Annotated in this window: 16 protein-coding genes; 5 read left to right on the forward strand and 11 right to left on the reverse strand. The window is 68.4% G+C overall.

Annotated features, from left to right (window positions below):
* Positions 1 to 116: 116 nt before the first annotated feature.
* Positions 117 to 1,001 carry a bile acid:sodium symporter family protein gene (locus NCO8_RS10905; RefSeq protein WP_067638648.1) on the forward strand — a complete coding sequence of 295 codons (885 nt, stop codon included), beginning with the start codon at positions 117 to 119 and terminating at the stop codon, positions 999 to 1,001.
* Here NCO8_RS10905 and NCO8_RS10910 read toward each other — a convergent pair whose 3' ends face one another.
* From NCO8_RS10910 to NCO8_RS10925, 4 genes are all read right to left on the reverse strand, one after another.
* Entirely contained in the window at positions 1,002 to 2,480 is a 1,479-nt protein-coding gene (locus NCO8_RS10910) for a sensor histidine kinase (protein WP_245655307.1), read from the reverse strand. It lies immediately after the preceding gene.
* Positions 2,477 to 3,178 carry a response regulator transcription factor gene (locus NCO8_RS10915; RefSeq protein WP_067638650.1) on the reverse strand — a complete coding sequence of 234 codons (702 nt, stop codon included), beginning with the start codon at positions 3,176 to 3,178 and terminating at the stop codon, positions 2,477 to 2,479. The genes NCO8_RS10910 and NCO8_RS10915 overlap by 4 nt, the downstream gene beginning before the upstream one ends.
* 104 nt (positions 3,179 to 3,282) lie before the next feature.
* On the reverse strand, positions 3,283 to 5,322 hold the full coding sequence (locus NCO8_RS10920; RefSeq protein ID WP_067638652.1) for a glycosyltransferase family 39 protein: 2,040 nt from the start codon (positions 5,320 to 5,322) through the stop codon (positions 3,283 to 3,285).
* Positions 5,319 to 6,545 carry a bifunctional glycosyltransferase family 2/GtrA family protein gene (locus NCO8_RS10925; protein WP_067638654.1) on the reverse strand — a complete coding sequence of 409 codons (1,227 nt, stop codon included), beginning with the start codon at positions 6,543 to 6,545 and terminating at the stop codon, positions 5,319 to 5,321. Before NCO8_RS10925 ends, NCO8_RS10920 begins: the two co-directional genes overlap by 4 nt.
* A 209-nt stretch (positions 6,546 to 6,754) precedes the next feature.
* Here NCO8_RS10925 and NCO8_RS10930 point away from each other — a divergent pair, with 209 nt between their 5' ends.
* Positions 6,755 to 7,015: a hypothetical protein gene (locus NCO8_RS10930; RefSeq protein ID WP_067638656.1), complete on the forward strand. Its 261-nt coding sequence runs from the start codon at positions 6,755 to 6,757 to the stop codon at positions 7,013 to 7,015.
* Positions 7,016 to 7,019: 4 nt separating this feature from the next.
* Here the strand turns inward: NCO8_RS10930 and NCO8_RS10935 are convergent, their stop codons facing one another.
* The 3 genes from NCO8_RS10935 to NCO8_RS31250 form a co-directional block, all read right to left on the reverse strand.
* Complete coding sequence (locus tag NCO8_RS10935; RefSeq protein WP_067638657.1) at positions 7,020 to 7,640, reverse strand: hypothetical protein; 621 nt, start codon at positions 7,638 to 7,640, stop codon at positions 7,020 to 7,022.
* A gap of 142 nt (positions 7,641 to 7,782) precedes the next feature.
* Positions 7,783 to 8,121: an LGFP repeat-containing protein gene (locus tag NCO8_RS10940; protein WP_067489573.1), complete on the reverse strand. Its 339-nt coding sequence runs from the start codon at positions 8,119 to 8,121 to the stop codon at positions 7,783 to 7,785.
* Positions 8,122 to 8,291: 170 nt separating this feature from the next.
* Positions 8,292 to 8,435, reverse strand: coding sequence for a hypothetical protein (locus NCO8_RS31250; protein ID WP_157104663.1), 144 nt, complete (start codon positions 8,433 to 8,435; stop codon positions 8,292 to 8,294).
* 214 nt (positions 8,436 to 8,649) lie between these two features.
* Between NCO8_RS31250 and NCO8_RS10945 the strand changes: the two genes are divergently transcribed.
* On the forward strand, positions 8,650 to 9,834 hold the full coding sequence (locus tag NCO8_RS10945; protein WP_067638658.1) for a glycoside hydrolase family 76 protein: 1,185 nt from the start codon (positions 8,650 to 8,652) through the stop codon (positions 9,832 to 9,834).
* Positions 9,835 to 9,881: 47 nt separating this feature from the next.
* Positions 9,882 to 11,153, forward strand: a complete 1,272-nt coding sequence (locus NCO8_RS10950) for a tetratricopeptide repeat protein (RefSeq protein ID WP_218022661.1) — start codon at positions 9,882 to 9,884, stop codon at positions 11,151 to 11,153.
* A gap of 4 nt (positions 11,154 to 11,157) precedes the next feature.
* Here NCO8_RS10950 and NCO8_RS10955 read toward each other — a convergent pair whose 3' ends face one another.
* Positions 11,158 to 11,433 carry a hypothetical protein gene (locus tag NCO8_RS10955; protein WP_157104867.1) on the reverse strand — a complete coding sequence of 92 codons (276 nt, stop codon included), beginning with the start codon at positions 11,431 to 11,433 and terminating at the stop codon, positions 11,158 to 11,160.
* 118 nt (positions 11,434 to 11,551) lie between these two features.
* Here NCO8_RS10955 and NCO8_RS10960 point away from each other — a divergent pair, with 118 nt between their 5' ends.
* Positions 11,552 to 11,920 carry a cupin domain-containing protein gene (locus tag NCO8_RS10960; RefSeq protein ID WP_067638663.1) on the forward strand — a complete coding sequence of 123 codons (369 nt, stop codon included), beginning with the start codon at positions 11,552 to 11,554 and terminating at the stop codon, positions 11,918 to 11,920.
* A gap of 7 nt (positions 11,921 to 11,927) precedes the next feature.
* Here the strand turns inward: NCO8_RS10960 and NCO8_RS10965 are convergent, their stop codons facing one another.
* The 3 genes from NCO8_RS10965 to NCO8_RS10975 form a co-directional block, all read right to left on the reverse strand.
* On the reverse strand, positions 11,928 to 13,472 hold the full coding sequence (locus NCO8_RS10965; protein WP_245655308.1) for an MFS transporter: 1,545 nt from the start codon (positions 13,470 to 13,472) through the stop codon (positions 11,928 to 11,930).
* Positions 13,473 to 13,522: 50 nt separating this feature from the next.
* A complete protein-coding gene (locus NCO8_RS10970) occupies positions 13,523 to 14,419 on the reverse strand; it encodes a D-alanyl-D-alanine carboxypeptidase family protein (RefSeq protein ID WP_084456914.1) in 897 nt (298 codons plus the stop codon).
* 75 nt (positions 14,420 to 14,494) lie between these two features.
* Positions 14,495 to 14,722 (reverse strand): DUF6480 family protein, encoded by a 228-nt coding sequence (locus NCO8_RS10975; protein ID WP_067638667.1) that lies wholly within the window; start codon positions 14,720 to 14,722, stop codon positions 14,495 to 14,497.
* Between the last annotated feature and the right edge of the window lie 37 nt (positions 14,723 to 14,759).

Raw genomic sequence — 14,759 nt, forward strand, 5'->3', positions numbered from 1 at the left:
CATGGACTGTCGCCACATCGCTGTCCGACGCTGCCCGGACCCGGGTTCGTTCGAACAGCGGTGTGGCGAAAGCTGTTGCCGCATAAGGTGGGGGTTTCCGCGACGATCGGTGGTGCATGAACTCCTCGTTTCTTTCCACGGCTCTGCCGCCGGCGCTGGCCGTCATCATGTTCGGGCTCGGCCTGTCGCTGACCGGGGCCGATTTCACGCGGGTCGCCCGGGCGCCGAAAGCCGTCGCGGTGGCCCTGGTGTGTCAGGTGATCGTGTTGCCCGCGGTGGCGTTCGGGTTGGTGATGCTGTTCGACCTCGAGCCGTTGCTCGCGGTGGGGATGATGCTGCTCGCCGCCTCGCCGGGCGGGGCGACCGCGAATCTGTTCAGTCACCTGTTCCGTGGTGACGTGGCACTGAATGTGACGCTCACCGCGGTCAATTCGATGCTGTGTGTGGTGACCGTCCCGCTGGTCACGAATCTGGCCGTCCACCAGTTCGCCGAGAACGAGACGGGCCAGTTGGGGCTGCAATTCGGCAAGACCGTGCAGGTGATCGCGATCGTGCTGATCCCGGTCCTGATCGGCATGCAGGTGCGGCGGCGGGCGCCGGGGTTCGCGGCCCGCATGGACCTGCCGGTGCGCATCGCGTCGGTGCTGATCCTCGCGGTGATCGTGGCGGTCACGATGATCGCGGACCGGGCGGCGATCGGCGGCTACTTCCTCGATGTCGGCGCGATCACCATGGTGTTCTGCGTCATCAGCCTCACCACCGGTTACCTGGTGCCGCTCGCGTTCGGGGTGAGCCCGCCGCAGGCGATCGCGTCGTCGATGGAGGTCGGCGTGCACAACAGCGCGATCGCCATCACCCTGGCCATCACCGTCCTCGACAGTGCGCGCATCGCGGTGCCCGCCGCCGTATACGCCGTGCTCATGACGCCCCTGGCCACGCTGTTCGGCGCGCTCGTCAGCCGCCGGGCGGTGCACCGGGAGCCTGCCCCGGTCACGGCGTAGTCAGCGCATGTCGCGGGGCAGCACCACGGTGAACGTGGCGCCCCGACCGGGCCTGCTCTCGACACCGACGCGCCCACCGTGGGCCGCCACCAGCGCCGCGACGATCGACAGCCCGAGACCTGAGCCCCCGCTGGACCGTGTGCGCGAGTCGTCGGTGCGATAGAACCGTTCGAACACGCGCGACGCGGCCTCGGCCGGCAGACCGGGCCCTTCGTCGACGACATCGATGGCGACCTCGTCGTCCCCGGGGCGTAGACGCACGGTGACCGGGGTTCCTGGCGGAGTATGCGTGAGCGCATTGCCCAGCAGGTTCGCCATGACCTGTCGCAGTCTTGCCTCGTCCCCGACCACGACCATGGCTCCGTCACCGGCGACTTCCAGCTCGATCGCGCGTGCGACGGGCTGTCCGGCATCGTGGGCGTGGGCATCGCCCACCGCGTCGCGCGCCAGGGCCAGCAGGTCGACGGGCGCCCGCTCGAGGGGCCGGTTGGCGTCGAGATCGGCCAGCATCAGCAGGTCGCCGACCAGGCCGCCCATCCGGATGGACTCGGCCTCGATCCGGCCGAACAGGGTCTCGGGGTCGGTGCGGTGCCCGTGCCGGTACAGCTCGGCGAATCCCCGGATGGTGGTGAGCGGGGTGCGCAATTCGTGGCTGGCGTCGGCGACGAACTCACGCATCCTCGCCTCGGAACGCCGCGCCGCCGCCTCGGAGGCCTCGGTCGCGGCGACGCCGTCCTGGATCCGGGTGAGCATCACATTCAGTGAGCGGGCGAGATGATCGACCTCGGTGTCGACACCGCGCACCGGAACACGGCGGTGCAGATCACCGTCGGCGATGGCGGCCGCTGTCTCCTCCACCGCGCGCAACGGGCGAAGGCTCCACTGCACCACCAGATAGCCGACGACGCCGAGCAGCAGCAACGCGGCGACGCCCGCGACGACCTGCACCAGAAGCAGGCCCGTGATCGTCTGCCGGGTTTCCGACAGCGACAGCCCGACAGTGACCGAGCCGTGGCCGTTCGTGGTGGTCAGCACCCGCCAGTCGGTGTCGGGACCGCTGCGCGAGCCGACCGTGCGCGGGCCCCGCGCGTCACCGGTGACATCCGGCAGTCCGAACGAGCCGTCGGTGGCGCCGGGCGACTCGAGATAGACCTCGCCGTCGGGCCCGGTGCGAATCTCGGCGAACCGGCGCGGCTGCTCCCCTTCCATCGGCACGACATCCGGTGCGTCGGCGGGCACCCAGCGGGTGTTGCCCGCCGAGTCGGTGACCTGCTTCATCGCTCTCGGTTGCGCCCAGGTTCGCGCGGCATCGATCAGCTGTTCGTCGACCCGGTCGGTGAGCGAGTTCGACATCACCGAGGTGACCACCGCCCCCACCGCGGTGAGCACCACCGTCGCGAGCGCGAGCAGCACGACCACCAGGCCGACACGCAGCGGCACAGCGGCGAAACGCCGTGCGACCCGAGCCGAGACACTCACCTCGGTTCCCGCAGCACGTAGCCGACGCTGCGCAGCGTATGGATGAGTTTGGGTTCGGTGGTGTCGATCTTGCGCCGCAGATACGACACATACGACTCGACGATATTCGCGTCACCGCCGAAGTCGTAGTGCCACACGTGATCCAGGATCATCGGCTTGCTCAGCACCTTGCCCGCGTTCACCATGAAGTAGCGCAGGAGCGTGAATTCGGTCGGCGACAAGCTCACCGGCTCCCCCGCCTTCCACACTTCGTGGCTCTCGTCGTCGAGCTCGATGTCGGCGACGCGCAACCGGGGATTCCGTTGCGGAGCGACCGTGCCCGCACGGCGCAGGATCACCCGGATGCGGGCGATCACCTCCTCGAGGCTGAACGGTTTGGTCACGTAGTCGTCGGCGCCGAGACCGAGACCGGTCAGTTTGGCCTCGGTCTGGTCGCGGGCGGTCAGGAACAGCACGGGTGCCTGGACACCGTCGGCACGCAACCTGCGCAGCAGGGTGAAGCCGTCCATGCCCGGCATCATCACGTCCACGACCAAGGCATCGGGGCGGAAGCGGCGCGCGGCGTCGAGCGCGGCCGCACCGTCGGCGGCCGTCGCCACCTCGAAACCCTGGAATCGCAGGCTGGTGCTCAGCAGCTCGACGATCATCGGCTCGTCGTCGACGACGAGGATGCGGGCTTCGGGTGGTTCGGCGGTCATGGATTCAGCATGGCTGGCCCACCGCACACGGACCTGGAAGGAAACTGGGCGTTTCCTGTGAACGGGGTACGCGACGGCCTCGTGGACGTCGCGTACCCCGCCGTTCAGCTGGTCAGGTCGTAGACGGTGACGCCGTCGACCTGCACGGCGGTGAAGTTCGCCGCGACCCAGGCGGTGATCGCATCGTCGCCCCGGGCTCCAGGGCCACCGCCGCCGCCCGCGATGAAGTAGTGGATCCGGCCGTCGGCCACGTACTGCTCGAACTGAGCGAGCGTGGGGAACGGGTCGCTGCCGTTGAACCCGCCCAGCGACATCACCGGCAGTTCGGTGGCCAGCTGGTAGGTGGCGGCCGAGTTCGAGCCGGTGGCCGCCGCGATCCAGGTGTAGTCGACCGCGTCGTCGGTGAGCAGCGCGATCATCTTGTCGCTCACCTGGCTCGCGCCGCCGAGGAAGCCACCGCCGTCGGCCCCGCCGTTCGGCCCAGCACTTCCACCAGCACCCCCATCGGGCGCAGTTGTCTCGGCCGTCCCGCTCGGTGCACCGCCCCGACCTGAACCGTTGCCGGGATCTCCACCTGCGGGCACTGTGCCGCCCATCGTCGCGTTGGCGCGACCTCCCATTCCGCCTCGCCCGTCCGGCATTTCGCCACCGGGTCCTGGCATACCCCGTCCGTCCCGGACTTCCGGGCCCGCGCTGGGAATGGACCCGGCATTGACCGAGGCGATGGTCTCGGCGGTGTAGGCGGCGGGCCCGCTCAGTGCGACGGTCCCGGCAAGCAGCGCCGCGAACGCCGACCGTTTCGGTGCGGGCGGAAGCAGCAGCGCGAGCACCGCACCGAGACCGCCGACCAGGATCACCCATCGCAGCCAAGGCACGAAATCGCTGGTGCGCGACAGCAATATCCAGGCCGTGGCCGTGGTCACGCCCATCATCGCGGCGGCGCACACACGAGCCGCCATCCGGTCGCGGTGCTGCCAGAGCATGACAGCGCCGATCGCGGTCAGCGCGGCGACCGCAGGCGCGAGGGCGACCGTGTAGTACTGGTGGAAGATCCCCTTCATGAAGCTGAAGACCAGCCCGGTCACGAGCAGCCAACCGCCCCAGAGCATTACCGATGCCCGTCGCAGATCGGTGCGCGGTACGCGGCCGTAGAAGACCAGTGCCACGACGGCGAGGATCAGCGCGGCAGGCAGCAACCACGCGATCTGCCCACCCTGAGCGGAGTCGAACAAGCGGGTGATACCGGTCTGCCCCCACATTCCGTTGCCACCGGCGGGAAGTTCACCACCGGGACCGACGCTGCCCGTCTCGTCACCACTGAGACGACCGAGGCCGTTGTAGCCAAGGGTCAGCTCGATGATCGAATTGTTCTGGGAGCCACCGAAGTACGGTCGCGAGTCGACCGGCCACAACTGCGCGATCAGCACCCACCAACCCGCACCCACAACCATCGCCGCACCGGCGGCCAACAGTTGCAGCAGCCGGGTACCCAGCTTCGGCGGCCCCGCGAACAGGTACACCAGAGCCAGCGCCGGGAGCACGAGCAACACCTGCAGCTGTTTGGCCAGGAAGCCGAATCCCATGAACAGCCCACACAGCACCAGCCAGCGCCAACGCCCGGATTCGGTGGCCCGCAACATGGCCCAGGCCGCGGCGATCATCAGGAACACCAGCAGTGCGTCGGGGTTGTTGAAGCGGAACATCAACGCGGCCACCGGAGTCAGGGCAAGAGCGAGACCGGCGAGTAGACCGGCCGCCGCACCGTGGTAGCGGCGAACCGTCGCCCACAACAGCGCCACCGACGCGACACCGAGCAGCACCTGCGGTGCCAGCATGCTCCAGCTGCTGAACCCGAATATTCGCGCCGACAATTCCATCGGCCACAGTGCGGCCGGTGTCTTGTCGACCGTGATTGCGTTCGCCGCGTCCGACGATCCGAAGAAGAACGCCTTCCACGACACGGAGCCGGCCTGCACGGCGGCCGCGTAGAACGAGTTGGCCCAGCCGTTGGCGGTCAGGTTGCACAGGTAGGCCGCCGCGGTACCGATCAGCAGCACGGCTAGAGCCGGAAATTCCCAACGTGGTCGGGTCAGCGGGGTGTCGGCTACCGGTTCGGCCGCCGGCTTCGTCATCAGCGCGGTCATCGGCGATCACCCGCACCACGGAACACCCAGCGGAGTCCGATGAAACGAGCTAGCGTGGCAACGCAATTCGCGACGACAAGTACAGCCAGCTCGACCTGCACCGACGCGCCCGCCGCCCACCGATGCAGCGCGAACAACGACCCGCTGGTGATCAGCAGACCGAACAGGAAGATCAGCAGTCCCTGAACATGCTGCGCCGCAAGCCTTTCCGGGCCACGGATGCCGAAGGTGAAGGCGCGGTTGGTCGCGGTGTTCGCCACGGCCGTCACCAGCAGGGCGCCCAGATTCGCCGCCTGCGCGCCGACGGCCGGTTGCATCAGCAGATACAGCACCACATAGGCCAGCGTCGACAGCACCCCGACGACGGCGAAACGCATCAGCTGCCCCACCATGCCCACCGGCACACCGTCGACCAGGGGTTCTCGTCCGATCGCGGCCCGCAGCTCCGCCACCGGCAGGCGCCCGCTCACCATCTCCCGGCCGACCCGCCACATCCCCAGCAGATCCTTGCGCGCGGTGTCGACGATGTCGACGCGGCTGTCGGGATCATCGATCCAGTCGACGGGCACCTCGTGGATGCGCAGCCCCGCCCGCTCGGCCAGCACGAGCACCTCGGTGTCGAAGAACCACTCACGATCGCGCACCAATGGCAGCAGCTCGCGCGCCACCTCCGCACGCATCGCCTTGAAGCCGCATTGAGCGTCGGAGAACCGCACCTGCAGGCAGGTGCGCAGCAGCAGGTTGTAGCCGCGCGAGATCAGCTCCCGTTTGGGCCCGCGCACCACCCGCGCATACGTGGCGAGCCGGGAACCGATCGCGATATCGGAATGCCCCGACAACAGCGGCGCGACGAGCGGCAACAGGGCATTGAGATCGGTCGACAGGTCAACATCCATATAGGCGACCACCTGGGCATCGGAGCTGCTCCACACCGCGTGCAGCGCCCGCCCCCGGCCCTTGCGGTCCAGGTGCACCACCCGCACGCCATCGAGTTCGGCAGCCAGATGTTCGGCGATCAACAGCGTGTTGTCGGTGGAAGCGTTGTCGGCGATGGTGATGCGCGCACTGAACGGGAACCCGTCACGCAGGAAGGCGTGCAGCCTGCGCACGCAGTCGGCCAGGTCGTTTTCCTCGTTGTGCACCGGGACGACCACGTCCACCCCGGGGGCGGTGATCACCTCGGCCACGGTTGCCGCCCAGCTGGCGGTCTCTGTGTCTGTCATGACACCGACAGTGACCGGCGAAACTAGCGCAGACCTGCGTCTGACCTGGGAGGTTCCTGGACGCCTCGCGCGTGGCCCCGCCGAATGGCGAGGAGTGCCCGGAATCGGAGGGTTCAACCATCACGATTCGGGGTACAGAGAGCTGGATACCGCTCGCCGACCCGGCGCGCGGGGCGTCAGACGGCGTTTTCACATACTGGGAGAACACAGTGCTGAAGTTGATCGAGCTCATCAGGGGAACCGGCGCGGCCGAGGACGCCGAGGGAGCACCCCGGTCCGCCGGTCACCTGCGCGCCGGTGACGTCGTGCTCACCGCCAAGCGCAGCTACCGGGTGGTGAGCACCAGCTTCGCCGACGACGCGCGCCGCGCCGGTCGCGTGGTCGCCGATACCGTCGACCTGGTCACCGGGCGGCTGCGCGTCCTCGACTACCCCAGCGCCGACACGGTGGTCACGGTCAAGACCGCCTGACCGCTCACACCGGGCGGTGCCGGATACCGCGCGTTCCGAACCCTCGGGTGTGCGCTCCCTCGGTGGGTGCGACTTCGTCCTGCACCACGCGAGCCCGATCGTCACCGACGACGCGGGTGCGCTCGGCGAAGGCGATATCACGGGTGCTGCGCACCGACAGCCTGCCAAGCGAGCTCGCGGCGAAGAACAGGATCAGCGCGCCGAGCCCGTAGAAGAACGTCAGCTGCAGCAGTGCGCGCTTCACGTCCGAGCCGGCCACAGGTTCACCCATGTCACCGAGCCGGAACCAGGCGGCCAGGAACGGTCCGATCACGAACCACGCGCCCGCCGCGACACCGAGCCACGCACCGAAGCTGGCGACCACCCGATTGCGGCTCATCAGCATGAGCAGGCCGCCCACGATGGCGACCACGCCGGGCAGCACCTGCAGCCAGCCGCGCGCCGTCGTCCAGACCCACGGTTCGTCCGGGGTGTAGGCGAAATCGAAGTACGGACCGATGAACGGTATGAGCGCGCCCCAGATACCGAGCAGCAGCACCGCCAGACCGCCCAGCGCGCCGCGACTGCGCGGGATGTGCAGCTTACCGCCGCGCCCGGCCGCGCCTTTCTCGTCGACATTCACCATGACGCCTCCCATCATCGACAACAGAGGTGGGTGGCGTGTACCCCGCGCCGGACCGAATACGCACGCACCGGGCAATCACTGCCCTGGATACGCCGATGGGCACCGACCCGTCGGATCGGTGCCCACCTGGGAAGATCACACGCTAGGCGTTGATCGTCACCGCGTCGTCGGCGATCGAGTAGCTGATCGAACCGTTCTCGAAGTGGCTGATCTTGCCACCCTCGATGTCCTGCTCGTCGGAGGTCGGGTAGCCGAGACGGCCACCCGCGCCGCCCTCGGCCTCCCACGCCTGCCGGATCGCGCCGTAGACGGTCTTGGCTCCGGTGGGGAGCTTGAAGTAGATGACGCCGCCGGTGAACTCCTGGTACTTGCCGCCGCCCGGGGCGTCCAGTTCGGCCGAGATCGGCTCACCGAGGGGGCTCGACGCGCCACCGGCCTCGTTGTAGTGGTCGCCGATCGCTCCCGTGGCCTCGAATCCCATGAATCCAATTCCTTTCACACAGACAATCATTGGCAAAGCAGCCGCTAAGTTACCGCATCGCGGACATTTTTGGGGAAGACTCGTGCGAAGACACGACTTCGACACGAAAAGTGCTGCCTTCGGCTACTTGTCAGCATCGTGCTCGTCACATCCTGGCTACCCCAACGACATCAACGCGCCACCGCCGCCGAACCGCACGAATACGCCGGTGTATCCGCATGGTCGAGCTCGGTACCGCTTGATGTTTCTTCGACGCCGTGGCCTTCGAGCACCCGCACGATCAGCGGGCCGGTGGGACATCTCGTCCCTGCCACCGCACCACCGTATCCGTCGTGGCGGGAAAATGGTGAGACATCTTGCGGCTGAACATTTCTCGTGTCGCGTATCGGCGCCTCCCGAGACGGGCTTTCACCGTGTTCAACGGATCGATTCGTGCGCTACCTGCGCGGTTCAGCTGCGCGCCATGCCGGCGCCGGACAGCGGCGATACGGTGCCGGGCCCGGAGATGATGTCCAGCAAGGGAGTCGAGTGGAACGGCGTGGCGACGGGATCAGCCGACGCCGGGTGCTGTGGGGTGCGGGCGCGGCGGTGGCGCTCACCGCCCTGGCCCAGCCGACCAGGACGGCGGCGATCACGCGCGGTATCGCGGCGGTGCCCGGGGAGTGCGGACGGCGGGCGGATCTGGCCGAGGAGGCGATCGTCACGCGGCATGTGCGGTCGCTGTGGGGGCTGCCGCAGCGGCAGCTCGGCACGCTGGTCTGGCCCGCGTCGCTCACCGATCAGTCGTTCGGGCGCTGGTGCTATTGGTGGCAGGCCCACCTGGTCGATTGTGCGGTCGACGCCGCCCATCGCGCCCGCACACCCGAGCGGGTCGACCGGGTGGTCGCGCTGGCCCGCGGCATCCGGACCCGCAATGTCACCGGGTGGACGAACCGGTACTACGACGACATGGCGTGGTTGCTGATCGCGCTCGAACGCGCGCGACGATTGCTCGACGTGCGGTTCGATGACGCGCTCGCCGACCTGCGGTCCGCGGTGGTGGACGGCTGGAATCCGGTGCTCGGCGCGGTGCCGTGGCGCTCCGGCGACGACTTCTACAACACGCCCGCGATCGGGCCGACAGGTATCGCCCTGGCTCGGCTCGGTGATCTTCCCCGCGCCGTGCGGCTCGCGGAGTTCCTGCACACCCGGCTGCGTGATGCCGCCAGCGGGCTGGTTCTCGACGGTGTGCACGAGCCGGGCGGCTCGATGGACCGCACGGTGCACACCTACTGCCAGGGTGTCGCGATCGGCCTCGATACCGAATTGTCCTTGCGGACAGGCGAACCCGTGTATCGCGAGCGAGCACGGGAGCTGGTGCGTGCCGTCGCCGAACTCCTCACCGACAACGGCGTGATCAGCGGCGCCACCGATGACGACTCCGGATTGTTCATGGGTATCCTCGCGCGCTATCTCACCGAAACTGCACTGGCGCTCGGTGATACGACCGCGGCGGGGATCGTGCATGCGTCCGCACGGGCGGCGTGGGCGCATCGCGCCGAGGTCGACGGGCTGCCGCTGTTCGGAGCGGACTGGTCCCGGCCCGTCGCCCTGCCTGCCGGGCTGAGCCGGCTCGGCGACTCGGCGGCCGAACCGCCCCATGACCTCTCGATCCAGTTGAGCGCATGGATGCTGCTGGAAGCGGATTGCCGGTTGACAGCTGCCGGGTTCTGAGATTTCCTCAGTTGCCGCCGGCCCGCTTCTCACCCAGGATGGTGGCGATGACAATCGAATTGAACGAAGCTCGCGAGTTGCTCGCCCAGGGTGATCTCGGCGGGTCCGTGCGTTCACTGCGGCCGGTCGCCGAGCAGCTTCCGCTCCCCGAACTTGTGACCTTCCTGATCGAGCTGGCCGACGCCGCCGAGCTGGAGCCGCTGGCGACCAGCGCGCGGGCGGCACTCCCCGACGCCACCGATGCACGCGCGCTCACGATGCTCGGCTACGACTGTGTGGAGTACGGCCTGTCGTTCGCCGCGGTGCCGGTTCTGCACGAAGCGTTGCGGGTGGATTCCACTGTGCGCCAGGCACTCGCGGAGCTGGTCGCCGCGCTGGAAGACGAACACCGTCATGCCGAAGCCGTCGAGGTGTTGGGGCGGTACGCCTCTAGCCCACGCGAATGGGCGGAACACTATCTGCTGGTGTACAACTCGATCCTGGCGGGTGATCCGGCGACTGCCCGCGCCGAGTTCGCCGACCTGCCCGAACCCGACGACGACTGGGTGTTCGCCCGTGATCGGGTGAGCCGCATGCTGATTCGCGCCGATCGTGCGGCCGCCGTGAGCACCCTGGACCATCGGGATCTGCGCGGCTGGCAGTTCACCCTGACCGGCGGCTACCTCGCGACGATGTCGCCGTACGGCTTCGACGCCGGAATGACCGGGCGCTGGGCCTATCTGGGCGACAACGCCGCCCTGTGCCGATACAGCATCCACCGCGTGGGTCTCGCGCTGTCGGCGGCCGGCCGTGCGCCACGGACGGTGTCGCTGCTCCCCGATCGGGCGGACCGCATTATCGGTCTCGCCACGGCCCGCGTCCTCGATCTACCCACCCAGGAGTACGAGCCCGGCACCCCCGACACCCTCGTCGCCGCCTACGACCTGCGCACCGTCGACCCCGACCTCATCGTCACCCTGCACGAGCGCATCCCCGGTCAGATCCTGTTCGAACACGCCACCTGCTGGACCCAGCCTCCGCCGGTCACAGCCGACATCAGCGGCCTGCTCCACCAGACCGTCATCGCACCCTGGGCACCCACCCAGCGGGTCGGCGAGAACGGCCTCGAACCGGTCCCCGCCGACGACCGCCCCGAGTCGGAGATCGCCGCCGAAATCGCGGCCGCCGACCCAACCCCCGACTCCGGAGACGGCGAAACCCCACCCGACCTCGACCCCACCTTCACCACCTTCGTCAGCACCACCGCCGACGCCTGGCTCCTCGGCCCCCGCACCCCCGTCCGCTCCCCCGGCCCCGTGCGCAGTTCCTACTTCGGCTGAACCGCTATCCGCACCGTTCCAGCCACCACCACCCGTCGCCCAATTCGATGCTCGGACACAGCTGATCCCCGAACACCTCGAACGGCTCGGCGGGCGGTTCACCGTCCAGATGCGCGTAACCGATTGCGCCGTCGGGAATCCCGAGATAATCGGGCACAAAACGCGCCGTCTGGTCGTCGACGGTCCGCACCACGGCCACCTTGCAATTGGCCGACATCCAGCACAGATGCGTGGGCAGGTCGGTCCCGTAGTAGTCCCGCACACTCAGATCCCTGGCCACACCCACACCCGTTTCGACTCGCGCACACCGGAAACCTATCCGGCCGATCCGCCGAAAACATGCGGAGAATGTAGAGATCCGGTGCGTATCCAGGTCTGTCGAGTGACAGGATCGGTGTATGGCGAACAAGGTAGTCGACCTCGCGTCCACACTGTCGGCGTTTTCGGAGCGGTGGTCGCCCAAAGTGGTGGCACGCGTCAACGATTACGAGATCAAGCTGGTGAAGCTCGAGGGTGAGTTCGTGTGGCACAAACACGACGAGACCGACGAGCTGTTCTTCGTCGTCGCGGGCGAGCTGACCATTCGGATGCGAGACGGTGACGTCGTGTTGCGGGCGGGGCAGTTGTTCGTGGTGCCGCGAGGGGTCGAGCACTGTCCGGTCGCGGACGGTGAAGTGCAGGCGATGTTGATCGAACCTGCCGGTGTGCGCAATACCGGTGATGCGACGGGTCCACTCACCGCTCGGATGGACGACTCCTTCCTCTGAGGGGTCGTCAGCCGACCTCGGCGGGCTGTGTTTTGCGGGGTCGTTCGTCGACGGCGGTGAAGGCCGCGGCGGCGAGGATGAGGATCGCTGAGGCGAGTAGGGCCGCGTCGAGGCCTTGGTGGAAGGCCACCTTGCCCGCGTCCATGACATCCCTGATGTAGGGCAGGTACTTGAACGGGTTGGCGCCCTCGGGCAGGCGACCGCGTTCCACGGCCTGAACGGCATCGGGCTGCAGGGTGGTCGGCACGCCCAGCTCCGTCATCTTGGCCTTGAGGTCCGCGGACAGGAACGAACTCACGACCGCGCCGAGGATCGCCACCCCGAACGCGGATCCGACCTGGCGCATCGTATTCGTCACGGCCGCAGCCATTCCCGAGTGCTGCGGTGGCACGCCCGTCATCACCGCCGACGTCAACGGCACCACGGCGATCCCGAACCCGATGCCCGCCACCGCCATTGCCGCCGCGATCGTCGGATCGTGCAGTGTTCCGCTCATCGCCTGACGGGTCAGCAGAATGCCACCGGCACCGACCACACAGCCGAGGATCATCGGCACGCGGGCACCTCGGCGCGACACCCAGTACCCGGCGGCCAGCGACCCGATCACGATGGTCCCGGCCATCGGCGCGAAGATCGCCGCCGTGCGGGCGGCCGAATACGACTGCGTCACCTGCAGATACATCGCGGTGAAGAAGAAGATCGAGAAGATCCCGAAGTACACGGCGAACGCGACGACGAGCGCACTGCGCACCACGGGCATCCGCAGGTACTTCAGGTCGAGCATCGGTGCGCGAGCGCGGGTTTCGACGAAGACGAACGCCACCAGCGCCACGGCACCGAGCGCGAAGAAGCCCAACACCGACGGTGATGTGTACCCACGGTCCTGACCGACGGTCGCGGCGTAGATCACCGCTCCGAAAGCGGTGGCACCGAGCACGGCACCCGCCCAGTCGATGGGTTCGGGGCTCGGATCGGAACTCTCCGGTACCGACCACAGCGCCGCGACGAGCGCCACCGCGCCGATCACCAGGTTGAACCAGAAGATCGACCGCCACCCGTACGCGTGCACGAGCACACCGCCGAGCACCGGCCCGGCCGCCAAGGCAAGACCCGATACCGCGGCCCACACACCGATCGCCTTCGCGCGGGCCCGGTCGTCGGGGAAGACGTGGCGCAGCACCGACAGGGTCCCGGGCTCCGAGGCCGCCGCACCGAGCCCCATGATCGCCCGCCCGGCGATGAGCATCCCGACGGTGCTCGCCATCGCCGAAACCACCGATCCCGCACAGAAGATCACCAGCCCGGCGATCATCACCTTCTTGCGCCCGAACCGGTCACCGAGCGAGCCGCCGGCGAGCATCAGCCCGGCGAAGACCACCGTGTAGGAGTTGACCACCCACTGCAGCAGTGTCACATCGGTGCCGAGTTCGGTCCGGATCGCGCCGAGCGCGACACTCACCACCGTCGTATCGAGGAAGGTTACGAACACCACCGCCACGACCGCGGCCAATGCCGTCTTCGGCCGAGCCGCGCCTTTGCCCAACGTGATCACGGGCAAAGGTTACTGGCGATCGCGCGACCGCGCCGACCCTCGCTCGGCCCTCAGCGCACGCCGATGGGCTCCAACACACTCAGGACGGGCTCGTAGGCCCAGTTCAGGATTCGGGTGGCGTCTTCGCGGGCGACCGCACTGCTCGTGTCGGAACTGTGCAGCACGACCCCGATCAGCGGGATACCCGCGCGCACCGTCTCGAACAGCAGGCAGTGCCCGGCCGCGTTGGTGTTGCCGGTCTTCAGGCCGATGGCACCGGGGTATTCGTGCAGCAGTTTGTTCGTTGTCTCCCAATGGTGTTCACGATTGTCGTGGTCGGCGGGGACGTGGTGGTCACGTGCGGCGACGATCTCACGGAACGCGGGCAGTGCCATCGCGCGCACACCGAGCGCGACGAGCGCGGCCGGGGTGGAGTGCGTGGAATCGTCCGTGGGGTTGGGCAAGCCGCTGGGATCGGTGAACTGAGTGGCGCCCAAGCCCATCACCCGGGCGGCGTCGTTCATGCGGCCGATGAAACCGGCCTGGCCGGGACCGAAGGACTCCGCGATGGCATAGGCCGCATCGCAACCCGAGGGCAGCAGCAGCGCGTAGAGGAGCTGGCGGGCGGTGAGCACCTCACCCGCGGTAAGCCCGGCGGTGCTGCCGTTGTGCTGGGCGCAGTAGGCGCCCGCCTCGGCGGGCACGGTGACCGGTCGTTCGAGGTCACCGGTGCTGATCGCCACCACGGCGGTCATCACCTTCGCGATACTGGCGATCGGGACCGGGGTGTTCGCCTCACGCCCCCACAGCACCGTGCCGGTGAATCCGTCGGCTAGTGCCGCTCCCGCGGCCTGCACGCCCTCGGGGCCGCCCGCCCACGGCGCCTCGGCGCTCCCGGACGGTGCGGCGCCCGCGACGCCGTGACCAGCCGCGACGACCAGCGCCCCGGCCACAACTGTGTGCAACACCCTGGCAAATGTCGGCATGCGCACAGTCTGGCGCACAAATCCCGCGACCTGCGGGATTTCCGCGCGTCGCGGTGTCTACATCGCGGCGATCACCCCGACGATCACGGCCGCGAACACGGCGACGAGCACCAGCGTGACGACCACGGCAGCGATCCCGGTGAGCGGGAAGTGGTGGCGGGTGCTCGGTTCCGGCGCCGACAAACCGGAGGTCTGCGGCGATTCCGGCGGGGTGGAGCCGGGCGGTACGCCCCCACCCGGCTCGAGGTCGGGGGTATTGCGCGGGTCGGGATCCATCGAGGTCATGGGGTCACCTGCCTTCCTGACACGGCGCGCTTACCCT

It is taken from the genome of Nocardia coubleae NBRC 108252 (genome assembly GCF_001612805.1).
GTDB classification, from domain to species: Bacteria; Actinomycetota; Actinomycetes; order Mycobacteriales; family Mycobacteriaceae; genus Nocardia; species Nocardia coubleae.